At 68.6% G+C, this 23245-nt stretch carries 23 protein-coding genes; 17 read left to right on the top strand and 6 right to left on the bottom strand.

The annotated features are described in order from the left end of the window. The first annotated feature begins 17 nt into the window (after window positions 1–17). The 6 genes from CFP71_RS24995 (at window position 18) to CFP71_RS24970 (ending at window position 4566) form a co-directional block, all read left to right on the top strand. Window positions 18–1214, top strand: a complete 1197-nt coding sequence (locus CFP71_RS24995) for a glycosyltransferase family 4 protein (protein WP_093936373.1) — start codon at window positions 18–20, stop codon at window positions 1212–1214. Continuing rightward, on the top strand, window positions 1201–1830 hold the full coding sequence (locus CFP71_RS24990) for an acyltransferase (protein ID WP_093936372.1): 630 nt from the start codon (window positions 1201–1203) through the stop codon (window positions 1828–1830). Before CFP71_RS24995 ends, CFP71_RS24990 begins: the two co-directional genes overlap by 14 nt. Window positions 1831–1871: 41 nt before the next feature. After that, the gene (locus CFP71_RS24985; protein ID WP_244199820.1) at window positions 1872–2399 is read left to right on the top strand and encodes a Uma2 family endonuclease; all 528 of its coding nucleotides are present in this window, start codon (window positions 1872–1874) and stop codon (window positions 2397–2399) included. 246 nt (window positions 2400–2645) lie between these two features. After that, on the top strand, window positions 2646–3230 hold the full coding sequence (locus CFP71_RS24980) for a copper resistance CopC family protein (protein WP_093936371.1): 585 nt from the start codon (window positions 2646–2648) through the stop codon (window positions 3228–3230). Between the two features lie 71 nt (window positions 3231–3301). Beyond that, window positions 3302–3811 (top strand): SigE family RNA polymerase sigma factor, encoded by a 510-nt coding sequence (locus CFP71_RS24975; RefSeq protein ID WP_093936370.1) that lies wholly within the window; start codon window positions 3302–3304, stop codon window positions 3809–3811. Further along, window positions 3808–4566, top strand: coding sequence for a hypothetical protein (locus CFP71_RS24970; protein ID WP_093936369.1), 759 nt, complete (start codon window positions 3808–3810; stop codon window positions 4564–4566). Before CFP71_RS24975 ends, CFP71_RS24970 begins: the two co-directional genes overlap by 4 nt. On the opposite strand, the gene CFP71_RS24965 is transcribed toward CFP71_RS24970, so the two are convergent. The 3 genes from CFP71_RS24965 to CFP71_RS24955 form a co-directional block, all read right to left on the bottom strand. Continuing rightward, the gene (locus tag CFP71_RS24965) at window positions 4533–5009 is read right to left on the bottom strand and encodes a hypothetical protein (RefSeq protein WP_093936368.1); all 477 of its coding nucleotides are present in this window, start codon (window positions 5007–5009) and stop codon (window positions 4533–4535) included. The genes CFP71_RS24970 and CFP71_RS24965 overlap by 34 nt on opposite strands. Window positions 5010–5121: 112 nt before the next feature. Next, window positions 5122–6081 carry a Gfo/Idh/MocA family protein gene (locus CFP71_RS24960; RefSeq protein ID WP_093936367.1) on the bottom strand — a complete coding sequence of 320 codons (960 nt, stop codon included), beginning with the start codon at window positions 6079–6081 and terminating at the stop codon, window positions 5122–5124. Next, window positions 6078–7184, bottom strand: a complete 1107-nt coding sequence (locus CFP71_RS24955) for a DegT/DnrJ/EryC1/StrS family aminotransferase (RefSeq protein WP_093936366.1) — start codon at window positions 7182–7184, stop codon at window positions 6078–6080. Before CFP71_RS24955 ends, CFP71_RS24960 begins: the two co-directional genes overlap by 4 nt. Window positions 7185–7342: 158 nt before the next feature. On the opposite strand from CFP71_RS24955, the gene CFP71_RS24950 reads away from it, so the two are divergent. From CFP71_RS24950 to CFP71_RS24920, 7 genes are read left to right on the top strand one after another with little or no spacing between them, the layout of a single operon-like run. Further along, window positions 7343–8074 (top strand): acyl-ACP--UDP-N-acetylglucosamine O-acyltransferase family protein, encoded by a 732-nt coding sequence (locus tag CFP71_RS24950; RefSeq protein ID WP_093936365.1) that lies wholly within the window; start codon window positions 7343–7345, stop codon window positions 8072–8074. 10 nt (window positions 8075–8084) lie between these two features. After that, window positions 8085–8324, top strand: a complete 240-nt coding sequence (locus CFP71_RS24945; RefSeq protein WP_005149592.1) for an acyl carrier protein — start codon at window positions 8085–8087, stop codon at window positions 8322–8324. Beyond that, on the top strand, window positions 8324–9049 hold the full coding sequence (locus tag CFP71_RS24940; RefSeq protein ID WP_208636031.1) for an SDR family NAD(P)-dependent oxidoreductase: 726 nt from the start codon (window positions 8324–8326) through the stop codon (window positions 9047–9049). The genes CFP71_RS24945 and CFP71_RS24940 overlap by 1 nt, the downstream gene beginning before the upstream one ends. Further along, on the top strand, window positions 9049–10458 hold the full coding sequence (locus CFP71_RS24935) for an AMP-binding protein (RefSeq protein WP_093936363.1): 1410 nt from the start codon (window positions 9049–9051) through the stop codon (window positions 10456–10458). The genes CFP71_RS24940 and CFP71_RS24935 overlap by 1 nt, the downstream gene beginning before the upstream one ends. Next, window positions 10455–11507 (top strand): LuxE/PaaK family acyltransferase, encoded by a 1053-nt coding sequence (locus CFP71_RS24930; protein WP_093936362.1) that lies wholly within the window; start codon window positions 10455–10457, stop codon window positions 11505–11507. The genes CFP71_RS24935 and CFP71_RS24930 overlap by 4 nt, the downstream gene beginning before the upstream one ends. Then, window positions 11504–12745 carry an acyl-CoA reductase gene (locus tag CFP71_RS24925; RefSeq protein ID WP_093936361.1) on the top strand — a complete coding sequence of 414 codons (1242 nt, stop codon included), beginning with the start codon at window positions 11504–11506 and terminating at the stop codon, window positions 12743–12745. The genes CFP71_RS24930 and CFP71_RS24925 overlap by 4 nt, the downstream gene beginning before the upstream one ends. A gap of 44 nt (window positions 12746–12789) precedes the next feature. Next, window positions 12790–13761: a lysylphosphatidylglycerol synthase transmembrane domain-containing protein gene (locus CFP71_RS24920; protein WP_093936360.1), complete on the top strand. Its 972-nt coding sequence runs from the start codon at window positions 12790–12792 to the stop codon at window positions 13759–13761. A gap of 56 nt (window positions 13762–13817) precedes the next feature. Here the strand turns inward: CFP71_RS24920 and CFP71_RS24915 are convergent, their stop codons facing one another. Next, window positions 13818–15755: a DUF6541 family protein gene (locus CFP71_RS24915; RefSeq protein ID WP_093936359.1), complete on the bottom strand. Its 1938-nt coding sequence runs from the start codon at window positions 15753–15755 to the stop codon at window positions 13818–13820. Between the two features lie 277 nt (window positions 15756–16032). On the opposite strand from CFP71_RS24915, the gene CFP71_RS24910 reads away from it, so the two are divergent. Continuing rightward, on the top strand, window positions 16033–17643 hold the full coding sequence (locus CFP71_RS24910) for a hypothetical protein (RefSeq protein WP_093936358.1): 1611 nt from the start codon (window positions 16033–16035) through the stop codon (window positions 17641–17643). After that, window positions 17640–19109 (top strand): glycan biosynthesis hexose transferase WsfD, encoded by a 1470-nt coding sequence (gene wsfD / locus CFP71_RS24905; RefSeq protein WP_093936415.1) that lies wholly within the window; start codon window positions 17640–17642, stop codon window positions 19107–19109. The genes CFP71_RS24910 and wsfD overlap by 4 nt, the downstream gene beginning before the upstream one ends. Here wsfD and CFP71_RS24900 read toward each other — a convergent pair. After that, window positions 19067–20320: a hypothetical protein gene (locus CFP71_RS24900; RefSeq protein ID WP_244199819.1), complete on the bottom strand. Its 1254-nt coding sequence runs from the start codon at window positions 20318–20320 to the stop codon at window positions 19067–19069. The genes wsfD and CFP71_RS24900 overlap by 43 nt on opposite strands. A 101-nt stretch (window positions 20321–20421) precedes the next feature. Here CFP71_RS24900 and CFP71_RS24895 point away from each other — a divergent pair, with 101 nt between their 5' ends. Further along, window positions 20422–21156, top strand: a complete 735-nt coding sequence (locus CFP71_RS24895) for a lysophospholipid acyltransferase family protein (protein WP_093936356.1) — start codon at window positions 20422–20424, stop codon at window positions 21154–21156. Between the two features lie 103 nt (window positions 21157–21259). Here the strand turns inward: CFP71_RS24895 and CFP71_RS24890 are convergent, their stop codons facing one another. Beyond that, complete coding sequence (locus tag CFP71_RS24890) at window positions 21260–22060, bottom strand: HAD family hydrolase (protein WP_167406263.1); 801 nt, start codon at window positions 22058–22060, stop codon at window positions 21260–21262. Between the two features lie 82 nt (window positions 22061–22142). On the opposite strand from CFP71_RS24890, the gene CFP71_RS24885 reads away from it, so the two are divergent. After that, window positions 22143–23036: an LLM class flavin-dependent oxidoreductase gene (locus CFP71_RS24885; RefSeq protein ID WP_093936414.1), complete on the top strand. Its 894-nt coding sequence runs from the start codon at window positions 22143–22145 to the stop codon at window positions 23034–23036. Window positions 23037–23245 lie beyond the last annotated feature (209 nt).

Genomic DNA, 23245 nt, shown 5'->3' with positions numbered 1-23245 from the left:
CGGGGGAGAGCCGCCCCATGCGCATCGCTGTCGTCAACAACTTCTTCCCGCCGAGGGTGGGCGGAAGCGCGCACATGGCGGCGTCCCTGGCCGAGCAGTACGCGGCGCGCGGGCACGAGGTGCTCGCGATCACCGCGGCCTACGCCGACGCCCCGGCCGACGAGACGAAGGACGGCTACCGCGTCGTCCGCCTGCCCGCGGTGAAGATGCCGCAGCTGGGCCTGTCGATCGACTTCGACATGAGCTTCGCCTCGTTGCGGCCGGGGAACTGGCGGCGGCTGCGGAAGCTGCTGGACGAGTTCAAACCGGACGCCATCCACCTGCACGGGCAGTTCTTCGACCTGTCGTGGCTGGCCGGGCGGTACGCGCGGCGGCACAAGCTGCCGATGCTGCTGACCATCCACACGCTGCTGATCAGCGACAACAAGCTGTACGGCGGCGTCTTCCGGTTCCTGGACACCGTGCTGGTGAACCCGATCCTGCGCTATCTCAAGCCGCGGTACGTCATCCTCGACAAGCTCGGGGTCGACTACTGCGTCGAGCGCTACGGCACCAGCGACGCGAACTCGGACTACTTCCCGATCGCCGTCGACACCGGGAACTTCGAGAAGCCGCTCACGAAGGATGTGCGGGAGGAGCACAACCTGGGCGACGGTCCGGTGATCGTCTCGCTCGGGCACGTGATCCCGCTGCGCAACCGGCTCCCGCTGGTCGAGGCGCTGCCGTCCATTTTGGACAAGCACCCGGGCGTGAAGGTGGTCGTCGTCGGCCGCGTGTATCACGACGTCTTCCTGAAGCGGGCCGAAGAACTCGGTGTCGCGGACGCCATCATCGTCACCGGCGCCGTGCCGAAGGCCGACGTGCCCGCGTACTTCGCCGCCGCCGACATCGTCACGCACGACCTCAACGGCGGCTGCGGCACCGCGTCGCTGGAGGCGATGCTCTCGGGCACCGCGACCATCGCTTCGGTGACCGAGGACAACTATCCGGGCATCGAACTCCGCAACGGCGAGAACATCCTGCTGGTGCGCCCGGACGACAGCGAGGCGGTGGCGGACACCGTCATCGAACTGCTCGACGATCCCGAGAAGCGGGCTTTGGTGGCACAGCGCGAAAGCGCGATGGTGCGGGCCAACTTCGGCCTCGACGTCGTCGCGGAGGAACACCTGCGCACCTTCGAGAAACTGGTGACCGAGGCCGATGTTCTTCGATGACGAGCGCAGCAACCGGCTGCGCCCGCAGATCCTGACCGAGCTCGTCTCGCAGTACATGAACGACGCCGAGCGCGCCAAGTTCTACGGGCTGCCGGAGTCGACGCGGGTCCGCGAACGGGTCAAGATCATCAGCCCGGAGAACCTGACGATCGGCGAACACTGCTGGATCGGCGAGGGCGCCGCGCTCGACGCGAGCGGCGGGCTGGAGATCGGCGAGCACACCAGCATCGGCCTGAACACGCTGATCTTCACCCATTCCAGCTGGCTCGCGAACATGACGCTGCAGAACCACTCCGGCAGCGACCTGATCGAACGCAAGCCGGTGAAGATCGGGAAGGGCTGCTTCATCGGCGGCCTCGTGGTGATCATGGCGGGCGTGACGATCGGCGATTTCGCCACCGTGCAGCCGAATTCCGTGGTCGCCAAGGACGTCCCGCCGCGCACTCTCGTGGCGGGCAACCCGGCCCGGGTGTTCCAGCGCTACGACGACGAGTACATCCAGTCCGAAGTGGAGCGTGTGCGCGGCGAGAACGCTCGGCGGCGCGCGCTGGCGGAGGAGCGCGGGGACGCTTCTTCGTCCTGGGGCGCTCCGGCAGGCGATTTCACGGAGTCGTGAGTGTTTTGGGTCGTTCTGACGACACGGATCACTCACGAGAGGTGACCCCCGACGACTGGGAGGCGATGCCCCAGAACCGGGCCGAAGTGTCCGGCGGCGTCCTGGTCGAGGCACCGTCCCTGGACACCCGGCACCAACTGGCGGTGACCCGGCTCGCGTACTGGCTGGATGAGAGGCTCACGGATCTGGCCGCCATCGCCGGAGTCGAACTGTTGCTCACCGGGCACCCGTTGACCATTCGGGTGCCGGACATCCTGGTCGCGAACCCGCCCACTCTGGATGTTGCCCGAGTGGCCGTCGCGGACGCACGGCTGGTGATCGAAGTCCTGTCCGAGGGCACCGTCCGCACCGACCGGGTCACCAAGTTCTCCGAGTACGCCGAAGTCGGCATCGAGCACTACTGGATCGTCGACCTCGAAGACCCGGCCAGCATGGTCACCTACCGTCTGGTCGACGGCGAGTACGAGAACTTCGGCGAGCACACCGGAAAGGTGAGCCTCGATTTCGAGGGCACCCCGCTCACCCTGGACCTCGACGCGCTGACCACCCGCCACGCTCAGCGTCCGTAGATGTCATGAAAGACCCTTTCCTGACGAAAAACGTCAGGAAAGGGTCTTTCATGACACTCACCGGCAAGCGGCGCCGCGGTAGCGCGTTGTGAAAGCCACTTTCGCAACCTCCAACGTTGCGAAAGTGGCTTTCGCAACACCACGCTCGGCCGGCCAAGCACGAGACCCGACGCCGACGGGAACCATCACCCCACCCGGACCGACTACTAGGCTCAGCGTGCGAGTTCCCCGCGGGAGGGTGGTCCGATGAGGTTCAAGCGGTTCGGCGCGTCGTTGCTGGTCACCGGGTCGATCCTGCTGGGCGCCGCGACCCCGGCGCTGGCCCATGCGGAGCTGAAGAGCAGCGACCCGGCGCGGGGAGCGTCGCTGGCGACGCCGCCGACACAGATCAAGCTCACCTTCTCCGGCCCGGTCACCCTCGCCGAGAACCCGATCCAGATCACCGGACCCGGGAACGCGTCGTGGACGGTCGGCCGCGCGGAGGTCGCCGGCACCGTCGTCACGGCGCCCGTCCAGGCCGTCGGGCCCGCGGGCGAGTACACCCTCCGCTACAAGGTGACCTTCGAGGACTCGGACGTCGCGAGCGGCTCGGTGAAGTTCAGCCTCAGCAACCCGGCCGCGCCGCCGTCCAGCCAGGCCCCGAGTAGCCAGGCCCAGAGCAGCCCGCCTCCCGCGAGCAGCCAGGCCCAACCCACCGCCACCCCGGCACCGCAGGCCGACGAGACCACGCCCGAGGGGTTGCTGCCGACCTGGGTCTGGATCGTCCTCGCGGTCGCCGTGGTCGCCGCCGGTATCGTCGTAGCGCTCCGGTTCACTCGTCGGAAGGACTGACCCTTCACGCAACGACAGCGGTCGAGGCAACCTTTCGGGTGGTCAACCGTCGAACGGAGATGAGGACCAGGGTGGCTCGCGGCGATGACGAGTTCGTCGAGTTCGTGCGGAACTCGTCGACCCGTCTTCAGCATGCGGCCTACCTGCTGACCAGCGACCGCCATCAGGCCGAGGACGCCGCCCAGACGGCGCTCGCCAAGACGTACGCGGCCTGGTCGCGGGTACGCCGCAAGGACGCCTACGCGTACGCGCGGCAGGTCCTCGTCAACCATGTGATCGACGGCTGGCGGCGCCCGATCCGCGAGAACGCCACCGAGGAGATCCCCGAGCAGCCGAGCGGGATGGACGTCGCCGGGGCCGTTGTCCAGCGGAAATGGCTCCTTGACGCGTTGCGTACGCTCACAGACCGGGAGAGAGCCGTAGTGGTGCTCCGGCACTTCTTCGACTTGAAGGAATCCGATGTGGCCGGTGAGCTGGGTGTCTCGGTGGGCACCGTGAAGAGCACCAACTCCCGCGCCCTGACCAAGCTGCGGATCACCGCGGAGGACGGAACGGAACTGATCGGCGGGCTGGGACGATGACCGACCTCGAGACGCTGCGCTCGGCTTTGCGGGAACCGCCTGCCGAGGAGTTCACCGAGCCCGACCTCGGCGCGATCATGACCAAGGGCAGGCGCATCCGCCGCCGTCGCAGGCTCGCGACCGGCGCGGGCGGGGTCGCCGCCACCGTGGTGACGGTGCTGGTCATCGTCGGCGCGGTCGCGCTGAAGAAACCACCGCCCGGCCGGCAGCCGCTCCCGCCCGCCGCGAGCGCGCCGTCTTCGTCGCTGCCGCAGCCCGCGTCGACGCCACCCTCACCGCAGGCGACGAGCACCCAGGCTCCGTCGACCTCGGTACCGCTCGGCAACATCATCTCCCTCGGCACCAAGAGCGACGACGGCCGGGAGATAGTGCTCTACGCTTCCGCGCTCGACGAACCCGACATGCCCAACATCGAGTTCGGCCTGCGGATCGCCTACCGGAACGGTGACGGTTCGTACGAAGACCTGATGATGAGCAACGAGTACAAGAAGTCCGACCGGTCGTTCGGCTTCCACGCGGTGGACGGCGGGGACGTGGTCCGGGGCGCGTTCGTCCCCGTGTTCGGCTACTTCGCCGGCGGCGCGGCGCGGATCACCAGCACGGTCCGGGGGAAGCCGGTCGAGGCGAACGTGGTCCCCTGGAGCGAAGACCCGTCGGTCTCCATCTTCTGGTTCGACGGTTCCCAGGTGGAGTCGGCGGGAGTGCTGACCCCCCTCATCGCTTACGACGTGCGGGGCCAGCGCCTCACGAAGTAAGCGTTGACCGAGGACCGGTACAACCCGACGATGCCGAGCACGATCCCCGCGAGGACGAGCACGTCGATCACGACGAGGACGATCCCCAGGCCCGACACCTCGACTTCACGGCCCAAAACGGTGGCACGCTCGGCCGCGTCCAGGTAGGTGACCACCGCGGCGATCACGGTGCTCAGCAGAACGAGACTCACGAGGATCGCCGAAACGGTGAGGGCCACCCGTGCCCAGTTCCGGCCCGCCCTGGTCACCACGCACAGTGCCATCTGGACGACGCCGAGCACGAGGAACCAGATGATGACCGGCGAACCCGGATCCTCCTGACGGACGCGAGACCCGTCCACGCCTTGCATGAACGCGAGGAACGAGAGCAGTCCCGAGGTGATCATCCACGTCAACGCCGCCAGGGCCAGAACGGTCGTCGCGCGTTTGAGGGTCTTGGGCACCCGCGGACGGTAGCCGCGCCCACCCGGGACAGGTCCCGACGCAATTAGTCCTCTGGATGCGGTACTTGCCCTGGGCAACTACCGCATCCAGAGGACTAAATGCGAGGGAAGATCAGGCCGCGGCCTGCGTCAGAACCTGGTCGACGACGGCGTGCGAAGGCAGGATCAGGTCGCGCTCGGTGTCGGCGTCGATCTTGCCTTCGAGCAGCTCCAGGAACCGGTCCAGCTGGGTCGCGAGAGGCTCGCGCGCGGTGACCAGTTCCGGGATCTCGATGACGGTCTGCTGGCGGTAGCCGAGGCCGTCCTCGGTGACCGAGTCGTGCGAGACGTGCCGGTAGATGGTGACGTCGCGGCGCAGCAGGTCGATCTCGATCATGCGGTCCAGTTCGGACACCCAGAGCGAACGGACCTTGCGCTGCCCGAGGCGGGACGCGGAAACCGTGGCGAGGCCGGACTCGAACGACAGCACCGTCTCGATGGTGTCCTCGGCGCCTTCGACCGAATTCGGGTGGAAGTAGCCGGCGCCGGAGGCGACCCGCTGCGGGGTCGCGCCACCGAAGAACTGGATCGCCAGGTCGACGTCGTGCACCAGCAGGTCCCACGCGACACCGGTCTTGATACGCGGCGCGTACGGGCCGTGGCGGCGGGCCATCAGGTGGATCGGCTCGTTGACCAGCGCCCGCGCGGTCATCACGGCAGGGTTGTAGCGCTCCAGGAGCCCGCACATCAGCGGGACGTCCTGCTTCGCCGACAGCCCGACGATCTCCTTGGAGAATTCCAGGCTGTTGCAGACCGGCTTCTCGACCAGCATCGGCTTGCCCTGGCCCAGAACCTCCTGCGCCAGCTCATAATGCGCCTCGGTGGCCGAAGCGAGCACGACGGCGTCCACATCGGACAGAGAGCCGATTTCGGGCGTCCACTGGGTTTCGTAGCGTTCGGCGACCTTGCGGCCCGCCTCTTCGCGCGGGTCGATGACGCGGACGAGGTCCACGTTCTCGTTCGCCGCGAGCACGCGGGCGTGCAGGGAACCCATGTTGCCCGTGCCGATGAGGGCGATCTTGTGCGTCGTCATGCGCCGAGTACCTCGCGAACCGTCTCGATGATGGTGTCCAGGTCGGACTCGGAAAGGTGCGGGTGCACCGGCAGCGAAAGCGCCTGCGCGGCGACGGCGCCCGCCACCGGGAAATCCTCGACCTTCGCGTCGGGGATCAGCGGGTTGTTCCGGTAGCAGTCGTAGTCGAAGACGATCTTCGGGTAGTAGATCCCGTTGCCGATGCCCTTTTCCGTCAGCGCGGCGGCGAGTTCGTCGCGCGAGAGGAAGGCGTGCGGGCCGACCAGCACGGTGTACTGGTGCCACACGTGCTCACGGCCCGGCAGCACCTGCGGGATGTCGAGACCCGGGGTGCCGGCGAGGCCCTCGGAAAGGCGCTTCGCGTTGGCCTGCCGGGCGGCGGTGAGCTGGTCCAGCTTCTCCAGCTGCGGGATGCCGACGGCGGCGTGCAGATCGGTCATCCGGTAGTTGTGCCCGGCGACCTCGTACTGGTAGCGGGCGCGCATGCCCTGGTTGCGCAGGACACGCAGGGCGTCGGCCAGCTTGTCGTCATCCGTGGTGATGACGCCGCCCTCGGCGGTGGTGATGTTCTTGGTGGCGTACAAGGAGAAGCAGCCGATCCCGAAGGACCCGGCCTGCTTGCCCTCGAACGAGGCGCCGACGGCCTGCGCGGAGTCCTCGATGACCTTGAGACCGTGCTCGGCGGCCAGCGGCGCGAGCTTGCCCATGTCCGCGGTCTGCCCGTAGAGGTGGACCGGCATGAGGACCTTGGTGCGGTCGGTGATCGCGGCGGCGACGGCGTCCGGGTCGATCGCGAAGTCGTCGCGCCGGATGTCGGCGAAGCGGACGGTCGCGCCGGCTTCCAGGATCGCGTTCAGCGTGGCCACGAAGGTGAACGGCGAGGTGACGACCTCGTCGCCCGGCTGAAGGTCGAGCGCCTGGATGGCGGCGACCAGCGCGGTGGTGCCGTTGTTGACGGCGATCGCGTGCTTCGTGCCGGAAACGCTCGCGAACGCGTCCTCGAAGCGCTTGACCATCGGTCCCTGTGCGATGGCGCCGGATCGCAGCACCTCGACGACGAGGTCCTCCGCGTCACGGACGTCGACCACGGTAATGGGGATCATCTGCAAGTCTCTCTCGACTGGGCGTTCTGGTGCGTCCGGTACAGTGAGCCGCCGGTTCTGCGCCCGGCCGCCCTCTCTGGCGCGGGCCACACGTTACCGGGACCGCCGAAGCGCCCATTACCCCAGGCTGCCTCCCAGCCACAACGAACGGATCTCACGTGGTGAACCGCATCCACCCGACAGCGATCATCGGCGAGGGTGTCGAGCTCGGCGATGACAACGTGATCGGGCCGTTCACGGTCATCGTGGGCCCGGCGCGCATCGGCGACGGCAACTGGATCGGCCCGCACGTGACCATCGGGACCCCCGGCGAGGATCGCGGCCGTGAGCACCCCGCCGCTTGGGAAACCGCGCCGAACGGTGATCCCGATCACGACGGCCACGGCGTCGTCATCGGCAGCCGCAACCGGATCCGCGAATACGTCAGCGTCCACCAGGGCACCTGGCGCACGACCACCATCGGCGACGGCGGCTACTTCCTCCGCGGCTCCCACATCGCCCACGACTGCCTGGTCGAGGACGCCGTCACGGTCGCTTCGAACGTCATCACCGGCGGCCACTGCCACGTCTGGTCCGGGGCGAACCTGGGCATGGGCGCGATCCTGCACCAGCGGGTCGTCATCGGCCCCGGTGCGATGGTCGGGATGAGCTCCGCGGTCCGGAAGGAAGTGGGCGCGTTCACCATCGCCGTCGGCAACCCCGCCCGGGTGACAGGCGTCAATACCGTCGGGCTGTCCCGCCGCGGGCTGGACGAGGCCACCATCGAGGCACTGGGACCGTGGCTGAAGGGTAAGGCCGGTCTCCCTGAGGACGGGCTGGCCGACCGGCTGCCCGGCGACCTCTCTACCTTGGTGAAGGCGTGGGACGCCCGTCCGCGCGACGATCATTAGGAGTACGGACATGGCGGAAGTCGCCGGCAAGCTGCGTGAGGTCTTCGTCGAGGCGCTGGACCTCGATGGCGAGGTCGACGTCGAAAACCTGAAGTACCGCGACATCGAGGCCTGGGACTCGGTCGGTCACATGGCGCTGGTCGCGGCCATCGAGGACGAGTTCGATGTGGAATTCGACACCGACCAGGTGATCGACATGTCCAGCTTCAAGGTCGCCGTCGACATGGTGACCGACCTCCAGTCCAAGTGATGCTGGCAGGCAAGGTCGCCCTGGTCACCGGGGGTACCCGGGGCATCGGGCTGGCCACCGCGCGGGCGCTCGCCGAGGCGGGCGCCACCGTGGTGCTGACCGGCCGTGACGAGACCAAGGCCAAGGAAGCGGCGGCCGCGGCGGGTGCCGCGAGCGGGCTCGCCCTGGACGTCACCGACGCCAAGGCCGTGTCGACGCTGGTCCGCGGCGTGGCCAAGGAGCACGGCAAGCTCGACATCGTGGTCGCCAACGCCGGGATCATGGAGGACGCGCTCCTCGGCATGATCCGCGAGGAGCTCGTCGACACCACGCTGAGCACGAACGTCGCCGGCACGCTGCACACCGTCCAGGCCGCGGCCCGGGCGATGATGCGGAAGAAAACCGGCGCCATCGTCGTGCTTGCCTCGATCGTCGGCGAGCACGGAAGCGCCGGTCAGACGGTGTACGCGGCCTCGAAGGCGGCGGTTGCGAACATCGCGCGTTCGGCCGCGAAGGAACTCGGCCGCTCCGGGATCCGGGTCAACGCGGTGGCGCCCGGCGTCATCGACACCGACCTGACCTCGGGTCTGACGGAGGACGCGAAGGCCGAGAACATCGGCAAGACGCCTCTCGGACGGCTCGGGACGCCCGAGGACGTGGCGAACGCGATCCGGTTCCTCGTCAGTGATGACGCTTCGTTCATCACCGGCCAGGTGCTGGGCATCGATGGAGGACTTGTTCTCTGATGACCCTTTTGGGTGTGGGTGCACGACTGGTAGAGGTCACGAGCGGCAAGACGCTCGCGGGCGAGGAACTCGACGCCGAGGTCACCCGCGTGGGGGCCGCGCTGGGGCTGCTGCCGCCGGGCGCGTTGTTCGCGCGGATGTCGGTGGACCTCGAAAGCGTGCTGAACTACCTCGGCGCGTTCGAGGCCGGGCGCGCGATCGCGCTGATCGACCCGGCGCTGGACGCCGACGTCCTGGCGGGGCTCATCGAGCGTTTCCGCCCGGCCGCCGTGCTGTCCGCGCCGGACGCGCCCGCACCCGAGGGTTACGGCGTCTCCGACGGACACTGGGTCCGGGAGTCCGCCGACGGGGTGGAGCCGCATCCGCATCTCGCGATCCTGCTGCCGACCAGTGGTTCCACCGGAAACCCGAAGCTGGTCCGGCTTTCACGTGGTGCGGTGTTCGCCAACGCCGACGCGATCGCGCAGGTGCTCGGCATCGACCGCGACGAGGTCGCGCCGACCAGTCTCCCGCTGCACTACAGCTACGGCCTGTCCGTGCTGAACTCGCACCTCGTCCGCGGCGCGACCGTCGTCATCGAGCCGTCCGGCGTGCTCGGGCGCGGGTTCTGGGACGCGGTCAACGAGCACAAGGTCACTTCGCTCGCGGGCGTGCCGTACCACTACGAGATGCTGCGGCGCCTGAAGTTCGACCCGGCGAAGTACCCGACGCTGCGCACGCTGACCCAGGCGGGCGGCAAGCTGCGTGACGACCTCGTCGCCCAGTTCAACGACAAGATCCGCGAGGTCGGCGGCCGGATGTTCGTCATGTACGGGCAGACCGAGGCCGCCCCGCGGATGACCACCGTCCCGGCGGACCGGCTCGCGGAGAAACTCGGTTCGGCCGGGCCCGCGTTGCCCGGCGGCTCGTTCGCCGTCCGGCGCGAGGACGGTTCCGAGACCAAGCACCCGAAGATCGTCGGCGAGGTCGTCTATCGCGGGCCCAACGTGATGATGGGCTACGCCGAGGACGAGGCCGGGCTGGCCGCGGGCGACGAATACGGCGGCGTGCTGGCCACCGGCGACCTCGGCTACCTCGACGAAGACGGCTTCCTCTACATCACCGGCCGTCTCAAGCGGATCGGCAAGGTCTTCGGCAACCGCGTCAGCCTGGATGATCTCGAGCACGCCGTGCGTTCAGCCTCGGTGGGGATCGACGTCGTGGCCGCCGTCCCGGCCGGGGACAAGGTCGTCCTGTTCGCCGAGTTGCCCGAGGGCGACGGAGCCAAGGCGATCTGCAAGGACGCCGCGAAGGCGCTGTCCGAGCGGCTGCACCTGCACACGAGCGGGTTCGACGTCCGTCCCATCGACACCGTGCCGTTGCTCGCCAGCGGCAAGATCGACTACCGGTCGCTGGAGGCCCAGGTATGAGCGTCTTTACGTTGTCTCAGGCGGAGCGCGAGAAGCAGTTGCTTCCGCAGCTCGCCGAGCTCACCGCGCACCACCGCGAGAACTCCGAAGGCTACGAGCGCATCCTCTCGTCGCTCGGCATCGCGCGGGACGCGTCGTTCGCTTCCATCGCGGACCTGCCGTGGCTGCCGGTGCGGATGTTCAAGACGCACGACCTGCGCAGCATCCCCGAGTCCGAGATCTTCAAGACGCTGACCTCGTCGGGCACCACCGGCGCGGGCGCGTCGCGGATCTACCTGGACAAGGCCGCCGCCGGCGCGCAGACCAAACAGCTCGGCGCCACGCTGCAGGAGGTCCTCGGCGGCGAGCGGCTGCCGATGCTGATGGTCGACACGATCGGCATCATCAAGAACCGCCGCTCGTTCTCCGCGCGCGGTGCGGGAGTGCTGGGCATGGCGAACTTCGGCCGCAAGCACACCTACGTGCTCGACGAGAACGACCAGCCGGACGTCGAGGCGGTCAAGACGTTCCTGGCGACCTACGGCGACAAGCCGTTCCTGATCTTCGGCTTCACCTTCATGGTGTGGCAGTACCTCTACGAGGTCGCGCGCGATCACAAGCTGGACCTGTCGAACGGGATCCTGATCCACTCCGGCGGCTGGAAGAAGCTGATCGACCGCGCGGTGGACAACACCGAGTTCCGCCGTCGCTTCAAGGAGGACACCGGCCTCACCCGGATCCACAACTACTACGGGATGATCGAGCAGATCGGCACCGTGTTCCTCGAAGGACCGTCCGGGAACTCGTTGTACTGCCCCGATTTCGCCGACGTGGTGATCCGGAACCCGGAGACCTGGGAAGAGCAGCCGGTCGGTGAGCCGGGGGTGATCGAGGTCGTCAGCACGCTGCCGCACTCGTACCCCGGCCACGTCCTGCTCACCGAGGACCTCGGCGTCTACAACGGGATCGACGACGGCGACTGGCCGGGCAAGCACTTCTCCGTCATGGGCAGGCTGCCCAAGGCCGAGGCTCGCGGTTGCTCGGACACCTTCCAGGGGGCTGCGGCATGACTCTCAACCAGCGTTTTCCGCTCGGCGACGCGATCGAGGTCTCCTCGTTGGTCGAAGAGCTGCGGGCCGAGCCCGTCGGCGGACGGCTGCGCGTCGGTGACCCGCGTGTCGTCGAGTTCCTGACGAAGTTCGCGCGCAAGCTGCTCGCCCCCGCGACGGCTCGCCGCTTCCCGGAGCTGGCGTCGCTCGGTTTCTTCCTGCGCAAGGGAGAGATCGCCAAAGCGCTGTCGACTTTGGAGACTTCCGGCGACGCGCTGCGCTTCCCGCGCGGTCTCGTCTTCCACGTGCCGCCCGCCAACGTCGACACGATTTTCGTGTACTCGTGGGCGCTTTCGGCGCTGGCGGGCAACCACAACGTCGTCCGTGTGTCCTCCCGTTCCGCCGGTGCAGCCGAAACGGTGCTGGAAGCGCTGAACGCCGCACTGTCCGAAGTGGACGCCGAAACCGCCGCCGCGATCACCGCGACGCAGCGCATGGTCACCTACGACCGCAGCGACGCGATCAGCGGCGCGCTGTCGGTCGCCGCGGACCTGCGGGTCATCTGGGGCGGGGACGCGTCGGTCGCGGCGCTGCGCAAGTACCCGCTGGCGCCGCACGCGCGCGACCTGACCTTCCCGGACCGGTCGTCGTTCGCGGTCGCGTCGGTGCGCGGCTGGCAGAACGCCTCCGAGGCCGAGCGCCGCGGTGCCGCCGAGGGCTTCTACAACGACTCGTACTGGTTCGACCAGGCCGCCTGCTCGTCGCCGCGAGCGGTGTTCTGGGTCGGCGACGAGGACGGCGCTCGCGAGGCCGGGCAGGAGTTCCGGAAGCTGCTGGCCGAGGTGCTGGCGACGAAACAGCACGTCACCGAGCCCGCGATGGCCGTCCAGAAGCGGGTTTCGGCGTATGGCGCGGCCGTCGACGGGCTCGTCAGCGGCATCGAGTTCCAGGGCAACGGCATCGCGACCCTGGAGCTGGCCGACCCCGCGATCCTGCCGCGTGAATGGCTTGGCGCCGGCACTTTCGCCAACGCGCGGGTCGACACGCTTTCCGACCTCGTCCCGATCGTGCTCCGCAAAGATCAAACCGTCGGTCAATTCGGCTTCAGCAAAGAAGAATTGACGCAATTCGTGACGGAATTGGCGGGGCGCGGAGTCGACCGTGTCGTTCCGTTCGGATCGGCCCTGACGTTCTCCGCGATTTGGGACGGCTACGATCTGCTGACCGAGTTCAGCCGCTTGGTGACCGTACAGGCCTGACCTGCGGTGACGGAGGTTGTCAGCGGTACAGCAGAGGAGGTTCAGTGACGACGGTCGAAACGCCCGAAGAGGACACTTCGGTATCTGTAAAGCAACCGAAATCCACCAAGGCGAAGATCCTCGACGTCGTCCGCTGGGTCGCCATCCTGCTGGTCGTCGCATTCGCGGCGAAGACGCTCGTCACCAATTGGGGTGAATTCTGGCGGACCTTGTCCGAGGTCGCGTGGGAATCCTCCACGTTGAGCCTGCTCGCGCTCATCGCCGCGATCATGGTGTCGACCTACGGCTGGCAGGTCATGGTCGACGACCTCGGCAAACCGATCGGCTACGCGAGGGGCGCGCAGATCTGCCTCGTCGGCTCGCTCGGCAAATACGTGCCGGGTTCGGTGTGGGCGTACCTGCTCCAGATGGAACTGGGCCGCAAGGCCGGGCTCGCCAGGGCCCGGATCTTCACCGGCTCGCTGATCCAGCTCGGCGTCGGCGTGGTGTCCGCGCTGGTCGTCTCGCTGCTCGCGGCCCCGGCGGTGTTCAGCAACAGCCCGCGGGCGATGTGGCTGTTCGTGCTCATCCCGGTCGGCCTCGCGATGCTGCATCCGAAGGTGCTGACCTGGGGCACGTCGCTCGTGCTGCGGATCCTGCGCCGCCCGCCGCTGGACCACCAGCTGAGCTGGTCGGTCGTCGGGAAGGTCTTCGGCTCGTCGACCGCCGCGTGGGCGTTGCAGGGCGTGCACCTTTGGCTGCTCGCGAACTCCGTCGGCACGCCGGGTTTCAGCGGCTTCGTGCTGTGCGTGGGCGCGATGGCGGTCGCGATGACCGTCGGGACGTTCGCGTTCATCCTGCCCAGCGGGGTCGGTGTCCGCGAGGTCGCGCAGGTCGCCGTGCTCACCGCGTCGGGCCTCACCGTCGGCCAGGCGACGGCCTTCGCCATCGCCTCGCGCGTCATGTTCACCGTCGCCGACCTGATCACCGCCGGCGCCGCCGCCCTCTCGGCCCGCCTCGTCACTTCCCGCGTTTAGTCCTCTGAACGCGGTCTTTGCGCGGGGCAACTACCGCATTCAGAGGACTAAACGCGTCAGGGGTTCAGCCGGTAGATCACCGCGTCGGCGTTGCGGTACACCTCGGTCACGAAGTTCAGCCCCTCCAGATCGCGCAGCCCGGCCTGCCGCGGGGCGCCCGTCGGGTAGCCGTACTGCCCGAGGATCACCCACCGCACGTTCAGCCGCGCCACCGCCGCCCGCACGTCGGGATTCGACGGGTACTCGCGGAAGTGCCACTCCAGCAGCCGCGCGTCCGACGGCGACAGCGTCTCGTCGAAATGCCCGGAAGTCGTGCGGACGCCGGAGAGCGCGTAGGTCCACACCGTCCCGTCCAGCCGGTCGTTCAGCGCCCGCTCGCCGGGCTTCGCGAACTCGGCGAGCTTCTCCATCGCGACGACCTCGTCCGGGCTCACCGGCAGCTTGTGCGGGTTGATGCCGGGCGTGTTCGCGTAGCCGGACGCGACCTTCTCCGCGTTGGACCGCGCGTAGAAACCGTTGCTCAGGAAGGCGAACCCGCCGAACACCGCCAGCGCGACGACGAACGCGGGCACCTTCCGGAGCGCCACGGTGTCCCGCAGCCACGCCTGCGTCTCGGCGAGGCCGTGCGCGGCGATGATCGACAGCGGGACCGCCGCCATCGACATGAACCGGTACGGGTCGTTCCACCACGGCCGGGACAGCGCCAGCACGAGGGGCTGCTCCGACGACGTCACCGCGATGTAGGCGAGTCCGGTGATCAACGCCGTCACGCCGATCCACCGCAGCCCGCCCGCCCGCGAGAAGAAGATGAAGCCCAGCAGCAACGCCGCCGAAAGCCAGATCTGCGGATAGGGCTCGTAATGCTGGAAGCCCAGCAGCGCGCCGAGCGCCGTCGTCGCCCGCCATTCGACCGGCCAACTGCGGTAGGGCACTTCGCCGTTCGCGAGGCCGATCGCGCCGAACAGCTGGAGCCCGGCCACGGCGACCGCGAGGACCCCGACGATCGCCAGCGCCCGCAGATCCCGCCCGATCCGCCGCCACCGGTCACCGGGCGCGACCCAGCGTTGCAGCAGCAGCGGACCGGCGAACAGGATCGCGCCGAACAACGCCGACGAGTGCACGCATAGCAGCCCGACGGCGCCGATGAGCAGCACGAAACCGGTGTCGGGCGCCGGGCGGTCGAGATAGCGCTTCACCGCGACGGCGGCCAGCGGGGTCAGCGCGAGGCCGAGCAGGAACGGGAGCAAAGGTCCCCTGCTCATCGATTCGTACAGGCCCATCACCGGGGCGATGGACACGAGCGCGACCGCGCCCGCGAACACCGCGCGCCCCCGGAACACGCGCACCATCGTGACCAGCGACAACGCCAGCAACGCGGGGAGCAGCGCGGTGTTCACGTCCAGCGTCAGCGGGATGCTCGCCGGGCTGAGCAGGTACACCACGGACGCCAGCAGGTGGTAGGCGTTGGGGTAGAACACTGGCGCCCCGTCGCCGTACCAGTTGACCTCGCCGGTGCCGAACAGGCTGCCGTCACCGGTCTCGGCGATCTGCCGGACGCCGTTCGCGTGGTACACGGCGTCGAACCCCTGCGGGATGGCGTCCAGCCTGCCCATCCCGCGGACCACCGCGTACATCCCGACGGCGGCCGCGAGCAGCAGGCAGGCCCCGACGGCGAGATGCCCGGACCGGCCCCACAGCGGTTCCTCCGGCGCGGGCGGCCACCGGCGCAGTGTGAGCCGCCGCAGGCCGTAGGCGACACCGGCGAACAAGGCCGTCGCCACCGCGTAGGTCACCGGGGTGAACGGGAGCCCGAGCGCGGCCGACCACGGCCCGGCGAGACCGCCGATGGCGTAGCTCAGCAACGGCGTCATCCCCGCGAGCACCCAGCCGCGCAGGCCGGCGGCGAGACCGGTGAGCAGACCGGGCAGGCCGATGGCGAGCAGTGCGACACAGACCGTGACGATGTCGGTCAGGAGGGAGGTCTGGGTGGGCACAAGGTGTCCTCAGCGTCTGAAAGCGGAGTGGGGTATCCGCACGGAACTCCCGAGGTGCGGAACGGAATGGGCGGCCAGATTAACCGCTGAGGGCCGTTACCCGAAGGAGTCACATCCCGCGGGGGAATTCGGCGGAGCACCGTCTACTCCGCGCACACTCGACTCACCCGTTCGTGTCAATTGACTGCGCCGAAAGAAACACCTTGGCGCGGCGTTCGATACTTGACCGTAGTCTTTTTCGCATACGGAGCGGCTCGGCCCGGGAGGGTGGGATCAGGTGGTGATCGCGCTTGCCGTCGCCTGGTCCGTGCTCGCGATCTTCGTGCTGGTGGCCTGGCCCAAGATCAGCGCCGACAAGAACTGGCGCGCGGTCGCGCTGCTGCTCACCCTCGGTTTCTCCGCGGCGCACCAGCTGTTGTTTTCGACCATCGCGGAAGACGCGTACATCACTTTCCGCTACGCCCAGAACATCGCCGACGGCAATGGTCCGGTGTTCAACACCGGCGAGCGGATCGAGGGTTACGCGAATTTCCTTTGGATGATCGTGATCGCGTTGCCGAAGGCCGCTTTCGACGCCGATATCGAAACCTCGGCGATCGTGCTCGGCGTTCTCGCCACCCTCGGCGCCGTCCTGCTCGCGCACGTGACGGTGAACCGGGTGGTCGAGCGGGCCGCGGGGGAGCCGCGCCCGGCCGCCGGGGTGGCCGCCGCGGTCCTCGTCGCGGGCGCCGGGGGCCTCGCCGCGTACGGCGGATCCGGCACCGAGACGCCGTTGTTCGTGCTGCTGGTGTTCGGGGTCTTCGCCTCGCTCGCGGCGCGGCGCCCGGTCGTCGCGGGCGTGCTCGTCGCCTTCGCGATGATGACGCGCCCGGCGGGGGTCCTGCTCGCGGTGCTCGTCGGCGGCTGGCTGGTCGTCGCCGCCCTGCGCGGCCGCCACTCCTGGTGGGCCCCGGCGGGCTGGCTGCTCGGCGGGCTCGTCTTCGCCGCGCCGTGGACGGCGTGGCGGATGACCTACTACGACCATGTCCTGCCGACGTCGGTGGTCATCCCCTTCGACCTCGACGTTCCGGATCGGATCGACCACGGCTGGCGGTACCTGTCGGGTTTCTCGGTGGTCCACCAGGGTTTCGTGCTGCTCGGCCTGGTCGCGGCGGTGGCGCTGGCACTGCGTCGCGCCGGCCGGACACCGGGGGAGGCCGAGGCCAGGTCGCTGACCTGGCTGATGCTCGTCACCGCCGTCGCGCTCACCGGTTTCGTGGTCTTCTTCGGCGGCGACGCGAGGCCTGCCTGGCGCCTGCTCGCGCCGATCCCGCCGCTGCTGTCGGTGGCGGCCGTATCGGTCTACGGCGTGCTCACCGCGACGGCGAAACCGAGTCCGCGGCCGCGTCCGCGGGGCAGGCGGCTGATGCCCGCCGCCGCGATGGCGCTGTCCGGGCTCGCGGTGCTGGTCTCGGTGTTCAGCCCGGAGATGCTGGCCCGCGTGCGCGCCTGGCACGACCACGGAGCGCAACTGGAGGAGATCGGCCGCTGGCTCGACGCCTACCTGCCGCCCGGTTCGATCGTGAGCACGTCCGCGCCCGGCGTGCTGTCCTACCACGCCGGAACGCAGCTCCAGATCGTCGGCGTCCGAGGGCAGACCGAGGAAGCGGGCGAGACCCTCGTCACCCGGCGGCATCCGACGATCGCCGTCATCACCGACAACGGCTACTCGCCGACGCAGTCCTGCGTGATCGATCCGGCGTACGTCGCGAGGTACCGCGTCGCGACCTTCGCGCGTGAAGGAACGCCGTCCTGGCTCACCGTGTTCCTGCGGGCGGACGTCGAACGCTCGGTGAGAGCGGCCCTCGACCGCTCACCCGATTTCCGCCACGTACCGTGCCCTTCGTGAGTGTCGACGAACGCGTTTCCCCCAGCCGACCAGCAGCGCTTGGCTCCTCTTCGCGCCTGTTCGGCCTCGGCGTGTTCGCCGCCGCGCTCACCGTGTTGCTCGTCCGCTTCCTCGTGCCGAGGCCGGTCGGGATGGCCGACAACGGCGACGGCTTCCGCGTGCTGTGCGGCGCGGGTATCCCGTGGAAGGGCAAGCCGGAGCCGTTCGTGCGCCTCTCCTACACCGCGCCGGCGGGCGAATGCGACGCCACCTATCTCCTGACCCAGAGCTGGTTCGCGCGGATCGCGCGGTCGATCGGCGGGCTGCTCGGCCTCGAATCGACACTGAGCCTGGTGGTGCTCGGCGTGCTCACCAGCGTCCTCGCCGCCGCCGCGGTCGCGTTGATCGTCGTCGGGCTGCCGTACTCGCGTCGCGTCCGAGGCTTCGCGGCTGTCGGGCTGCTGCTGGTCGTCGCGGACTCCGCGTTCTTCGGCTACTTCGCCTCCGTGCTCGGCGAAGGCGCCGCGTTCCTCGGTCTTCTCCTGGCGGTCGGCGGCCTGCTGGTGTCCGCGCGACCCGGGTGGTGGCGCTACGCGGGCTTGGCCGTGCTTCTCTTCGGCGGCGTCATCGCGGTCAACGCCAAGGTCCAGACGCTGATGATCCTGCCGCTGCTCGCGCTCGCCGCGTTGCTCGTCCGCCCGGCCGGAGTCAGGGGTTTGAAGCGCTGGCTTCCCGCGGTGTTCGTCGTCGGCGCGCTCGCCGGAGGCACGGCGTACGCCCAGCAGACCGTCGAACCGGCGAAGCTTCCCGACGGCTCACTCGCCGCGCGTCCTGGTGACGATTCGCGCGAGATCAACATGTTCAACACGATCTTCTTGACCATTGTGGACGGTCGGCACGACACCGGGGCCGACCTCGCCGCGCTGGGGCTGCCCGCTTCGTTCGGCCAGTACGCGGGCAACGGCTGGTGGCATCCGAAACCCGCGACGATGGACCCCGAATACCCGCGGTACCGCGAACAGATCAGCAGGCGCAACGTCGTCGAGTACTTCGCGACGCATCCCTGGCGCACCGTCGGGATCCTGGACCGCGCGGCGGGCGATCTGCTCACCGCGCGCCCGCCCTACCTCGGCAGCTTCGACCAGTCGGCCGGGTTCGCGCCGGAGGCACAGGAACACCGCGTCCCGGTGGCGTCGACCATCACGAAACTCTTGGCGCCACTGGGTTTCTTCGCCCTGCTGCCGATCTGGTTCCTGCTCGGTTGGCGCGGCTGGAAGGCCCGGCGTGACGCGGTGGGCATCGCGCTGGGCTTCCTGCTCGCCGTCGCCGTCGGCCAGTTCGCGCTGGCCGCGCTGGGCGACGGCTTGGAGAACGTCAAGCACCAGGCGATCGCCTTGTACTGCACGCTGCTCGGCGTCGTCCTGGCGCTGGTGACTTTCGCGCGTCAGGAGGATTTGACGTCGTCCTCGACGTCCAATCTCCCTTGATGCGGCCGGAAGCCGTTGAAGCCCTTGAAACCCGCCTGCCGCGTTGTCGCCGGGAACGACACCAACGCGGCGAAGATCAGGAGCGCGACGGCGTCGACCCAGAACACCGCCGCACCGCCGACGAACCGCAGGTTCACCGCGATGTAGAGGAAGAACAGCGCGCCGACCCAGAGCCGCCGTCCCTCGCCTCGCTGCTGGTCGAGCACGACGGCGACGAGCGCGATGAGCAGCGGCGCCATCATCACGAAGACCCGCGCCGTGTCGGTCGCGACGAGCCGTCCGGCCAGGCAGCAGGCGAACAGCCAGATGCTGGCGATCAGCAGTTCCGCGCGCAGACCGTGACGGCGGTACTGCTGGTAAAGGCCGTAGCCGAAGATCAGCCAGAAGAAGTGGAACGTGGTGAACAGTTCGACCTGGCCGGTGCCCTTGCCCGCGTTGAGCGCGAAGCGGATGTTGTCGAGCAAGCCGCTGTTGGACTGCCCCGCGCCGAAGCCGTAGTCGCCGCCGATGAGGTTCTGAGCCCAGATCCGGTAGCCGACGTAGATCCCGGCGGCGACCACGAACACGCCGATGCCCCCCAGGACATCGCGATCACGGAACGACCGGCCGCGCGTCCACGCGATCAGCGGGTACAGCGGAGCCAGCAGGAGCGTCGTCTCCTTGTTGATCGCGCCGAGCACGATGACGATCGCGAACGGGATCAGCTTGCGGTTGAGGATGAACCAGATCGCGAGCAGGTAGAGCAGGTTGTTGAGCGGGTCGACCAGCCACGGGTTGCTGAAGGCGTACGGCGCGTACCAGAACGTGCAGGCCAGCGCGACGGCGGCGAGCACCGACGTGAACAGCTGCAATTTCAGGTACGAGCGCAGGAATTCGAAGAAGACGATCACCGTGGCGAGCGTGACCACGAAGGTGAAGGCCACCCAGAGGACGTCGAGCGAGAGTCCGGTCAGCAGGTTGCCGCGGTGGATGATCCACGGGCTCAGCATCCGCAACGCGAAGGGGTTGTCCACGGCCGCGCCGGTCTGCTCCGACATGCGGTAGTAGTTCAGCGCGTCGCCCCAGGCCGCTTCATGCGGTTTGGGGAACTTCGGCATGAAGGAGATCAGATTGATCAGGGACACCGTGCCCAGCGCGAGATAAGCCCAGAGGCGCTGAGCGCCGGGTCTTCCTCGCGGCATGAGCGTGATTTCGGTGGTCTCGTGCGTCACGAGCACATTTTAGGGCAGTGACCTGGGGTGATGACGTCAGCAGCCGCTTGTGACCTACGCGACCGTAGGTTGGTTACCCTACGGTAGCGTAACCTGGACGAATGGCCGAACTCGTTTACCCGCCCGTCATCATGGCGGCGAAGCTCATGTTCCGGGTGCTGGACAACCGCATCCGGGTGGAGGGGACCGAGCACATCCCGTCGACGGGCGGGGCGGTCATCGCCTGCAACCACGTCAGCTATCTCGACTTCATCTTCTGCGGGCTCGGCGCGCAGCCGGCGAAACGCCTGGTCAGGTTCATGGCGAAAAAGGAGATCTTCGGCAACCGGATCGCCGGGCCGCTCATGCGCGGTATGCACCACATCTCCGTCGATCGCGGCGCGGGGCTCGCGTCCTACCGCGAAGCCGTCGAGCGCCTGAAGGCCGGAGAGGTCGTCGGGGTGTTCCCCGAAGCCACGATCAGCCGGTCCTTCACCGTGAAGGACATCAAATCCGGCGCAGTCCGGATGGCCGCCGAAGCCGGCGTCCCGGTCGTGCCGATGGCGCTGTGGGGCACGCAGCGGCTGTGGACCAAGGGCCGTCCGAAGGACCTCACGAAGCGCCACGTCCCGATCTCGATCCTCGTCGGCGAGCCGATGCACCCGAAGGCCGAGGAGGACGCCGAAGTCCTTTCGAAGGACCTTCGCGTGCGGATGTCCGCGCTCGTGGAGCGCGTCCAGGCGGACTACCCGGAGAAGCCCGGCTCCGACGACGAGCGCTGGTGGCTGCCCGCGCACCTCGGCGGTACCGCGCCGACGCCGGAAAAGGCCGCCGAGCTCGACCGCGAAGGCCGCTGATCACGCGAGTTCCGCCTCCAGACACGCGTGTTCCGCCTCTACGCACGCGAGTTCCGCCTGTAAGCACGCGAGACCCGTCCCCGGTCACCCTGACCGACGCGGGTCAGAACCAGCGTTCGAGCACCTGCGCGACGCCGTCCTCGGAGTTCGGCGCGGTCACCTCGTCGGCGACGTCCAGGACGTGACGGTGCGCGTTCGCCATCGCCACCCCGTGCCCGGCCCAGCCGAGCATCTCGATGTCGTTGGGCATGTCACCGAACGCGATCACCCGCCCGGCCGGCACCCCCAGCCGCTCGGCGACCTCGGCCAGCCCGGTCGCTTTCGTGATGCCGTGCGCGGAGACCTCGATCAGGCCGGAGTTCGTCGAGTAGGTGATGTCGACCGAACCTTCGAGCACCTCGCGTGCCGCCCTCGCCATCTCGTCCGAGGTCATTCCGCGCCTGCTGATCATCAGCTTGATCGCCGGATGCCCGAGCACCTCGGCCCGCGGCGCCTGCGTGCCCTCGTTGTCACCCCACGGGTTGTGGTAGTCCGGTTCGATCACGAAGTTGCGCATTTCCTCGTCGAGCGCGGACTCGCCGATCCGCTCGGCGGCGTACCGGCAGCCGGGAAGAGCGTGATCAAGAGCACTCACGGCGTCGTGCAGCAGCGTCGGTTCCAGCATGCCGTGGACGGCCACGATCCGGTCCGCCCCGATGTCGTACAGCACCGCGCCGTTCGCGCAGACCGCGTACCCGGTCAGGTCCAGCGGGTTCGCGATAGGGGCGATCCAGCGCGGCGGACGGCCGCTGACCAGCACGAAGGGGACTCCGTCCTCGGTGACCCGCCGGACGGTGCCGATCGTGCGTTCGGTCAGGGCCTCCATCGGGCCGAGCAGGGTTCCGTCGACGTCGGAGGCGATCAAGAGGGGTTTTTCCACTCGCGCATTGTCCCCGAAGATCCGCCCATCGGGCGAAGGGTCGGTCTGGACCAGTACCTTCCCGGGTGTGCGCGTAGGCATCGTGATCCTTCCGGAAGATCGTTGGTGGGCGGCCGAGCCGAAATGGCGGGCCGCCGAGGAATACGGCTTCGACCACGCTTGGACGTACGACCACCTCGGCTGGCGAAACCTCGTCGACGGCCCGTGGTTCAGTGCGATGCCAACGTTGACGGCGGCCGCCATGGTGACGTCGCGGATCAGACTGGGCACCTTCGTCGCGTCGCCGGTCGCGCGGCACCCGGTGCCGTTCACCCGCGAGCTGACCACCCTCGACGACATCTCCGACGGCCGGTTCATCCTCGGCGTGGGCGCCGGCGTCCCGCACACCCACTACGACGCCGCCGTGCTCGACGGCCCCGAACTGTCGGCCAAGGAACGCACGGACCGCTTCACCGAGTTCGTCGAAGCGCTCGACGGACTGCTGATGACCGACGGTTTCGACTTCGAGGGCGACTACTACCGGGCCAAGGGTGCCCGGAACCTGCCCGGCTGCGTGCAGCGGCCACGGCTGCCGTTCCTGGTGGCCGCGAACGGCCCGCGCACGATGACGCTCGCCGCGCGGTTCGGCGCGGGCTGGGCCACCACCGGCATCAAGGCGGAGACCCAGGACGAGTGGTGGAAGGGCGTCGCGGAACTCGTGAAGACCTTCGACGAGCGGCTCGACGCCGTCGGCCGGGACAAGGCGGGCGTTCAGCGGTTCCTGAGCCTCGACTCGGCGCCCGTCTTCTCCCTCTCCAGCGTGGGCGCGTTCACCGACGCCGCCGGGCGGGCCGGTGAACTCGGGTTCACCGACATCGTCACGCACTGGCCGCGGTCCGGGGACTATTACGTCGGCCGCGAGTCGACCCTCGAAGAGGTCGTCAGCGACGTACTCCCGGTACTACAGGGCAGGAACCTCTAGGCCGATCGGGTGACATCGGCGGCTCCGCTCAACCAGGTCCGTCCCACGGTCGTCTGAGGGATGAGTACAGCGAGTGGGTGCGGCCCTTCAGCGGCTGCCCCTCATGGGTCACCCCGGGGGTGAATGGGGGACTGAGGCTCGCGTGGTCGCGGCAGGGGCAGTCCGCGACCACGCGAGCCTTGAACTTTCGGCCCGCGAGTCACGCGAGT

The sequence above is a fragment of the Amycolatopsis thailandensis genome (assembly GCF_002234405.1).
In the GTDB taxonomy this organism is placed as follows: Bacteria; Actinomycetota; Actinomycetes; order Mycobacteriales; family Pseudonocardiaceae; genus Amycolatopsis; species Amycolatopsis thailandensis.
This window is presented reverse-complemented; position numbering and strand designations above follow the sequence as displayed.

Coding starts and splice junctions, on each gene's coding strand:
- CFP71_RS24995 (WP_093936373.1), top strand. CDS start 18: ATGCGCATCGCTGTCGTCAACAACTTCTTCCCGCCGAGGGTGGGCGGA.
- CFP71_RS24990 (WP_093936372.1), top strand. CDS start 1,201: ATGTTCTTCGATGACGAGCGCAGCAACCGGCTGCGCCCGCAGATCCTG.
- CFP71_RS24980 (WP_093936371.1), top strand. CDS start 2,646: ATGAGGTTCAAGCGGTTCGGCGCGTCGTTGCTGGTCACCGGGTCGATC.
- CFP71_RS24970 (WP_093936369.1), top strand. CDS start 3,808: ATGACCGACCTCGAGACGCTGCGCTCGGCTTTGCGGGAACCGCCTGCC.
- CFP71_RS24960 (WP_093936367.1), bottom strand. CDS start 6,081: ATGACGACGCACAAGATCGCCCTCATCGGCACGGGCAACATGGGTTCC.
- CFP71_RS24955 (WP_093936366.1), bottom strand. CDS start 7,184: ATGATCCCCATTACCGTGGTCGACGTCCGTGACGCGGAGGACCTCGTC.
- CFP71_RS24945 (WP_005149592.1), top strand. CDS start 8,085: ATGGCGGAAGTCGCCGGCAAGCTGCGTGAGGTCTTCGTCGAGGCGCTG.
- CFP71_RS24940 (WP_208636031.1), top strand. CDS start 8,324: ATGCTGGCAGGCAAGGTCGCCCTGGTCACCGGGGGTACCCGGGGCATC.
- CFP71_RS24935 (WP_093936363.1), top strand. CDS start 9,049: ATGACCCTTTTGGGTGTGGGTGCACGACTGGTAGAGGTCACGAGCGGC.
- CFP71_RS24930 (WP_093936362.1), top strand. CDS start 10,455: ATGAGCGTCTTTACGTTGTCTCAGGCGGAGCGCGAGAAGCAGTTGCTT.
- CFP71_RS24925 (WP_093936361.1), top strand. CDS start 11,504: ATGACTCTCAACCAGCGTTTTCCGCTCGGCGACGCGATCGAGGTCTCC.
- CFP71_RS24895 (WP_093936356.1), top strand. CDS start 20,422: ATGGCCGAACTCGTTTACCCGCCCGTCATCATGGCGGCGAAGCTCATG.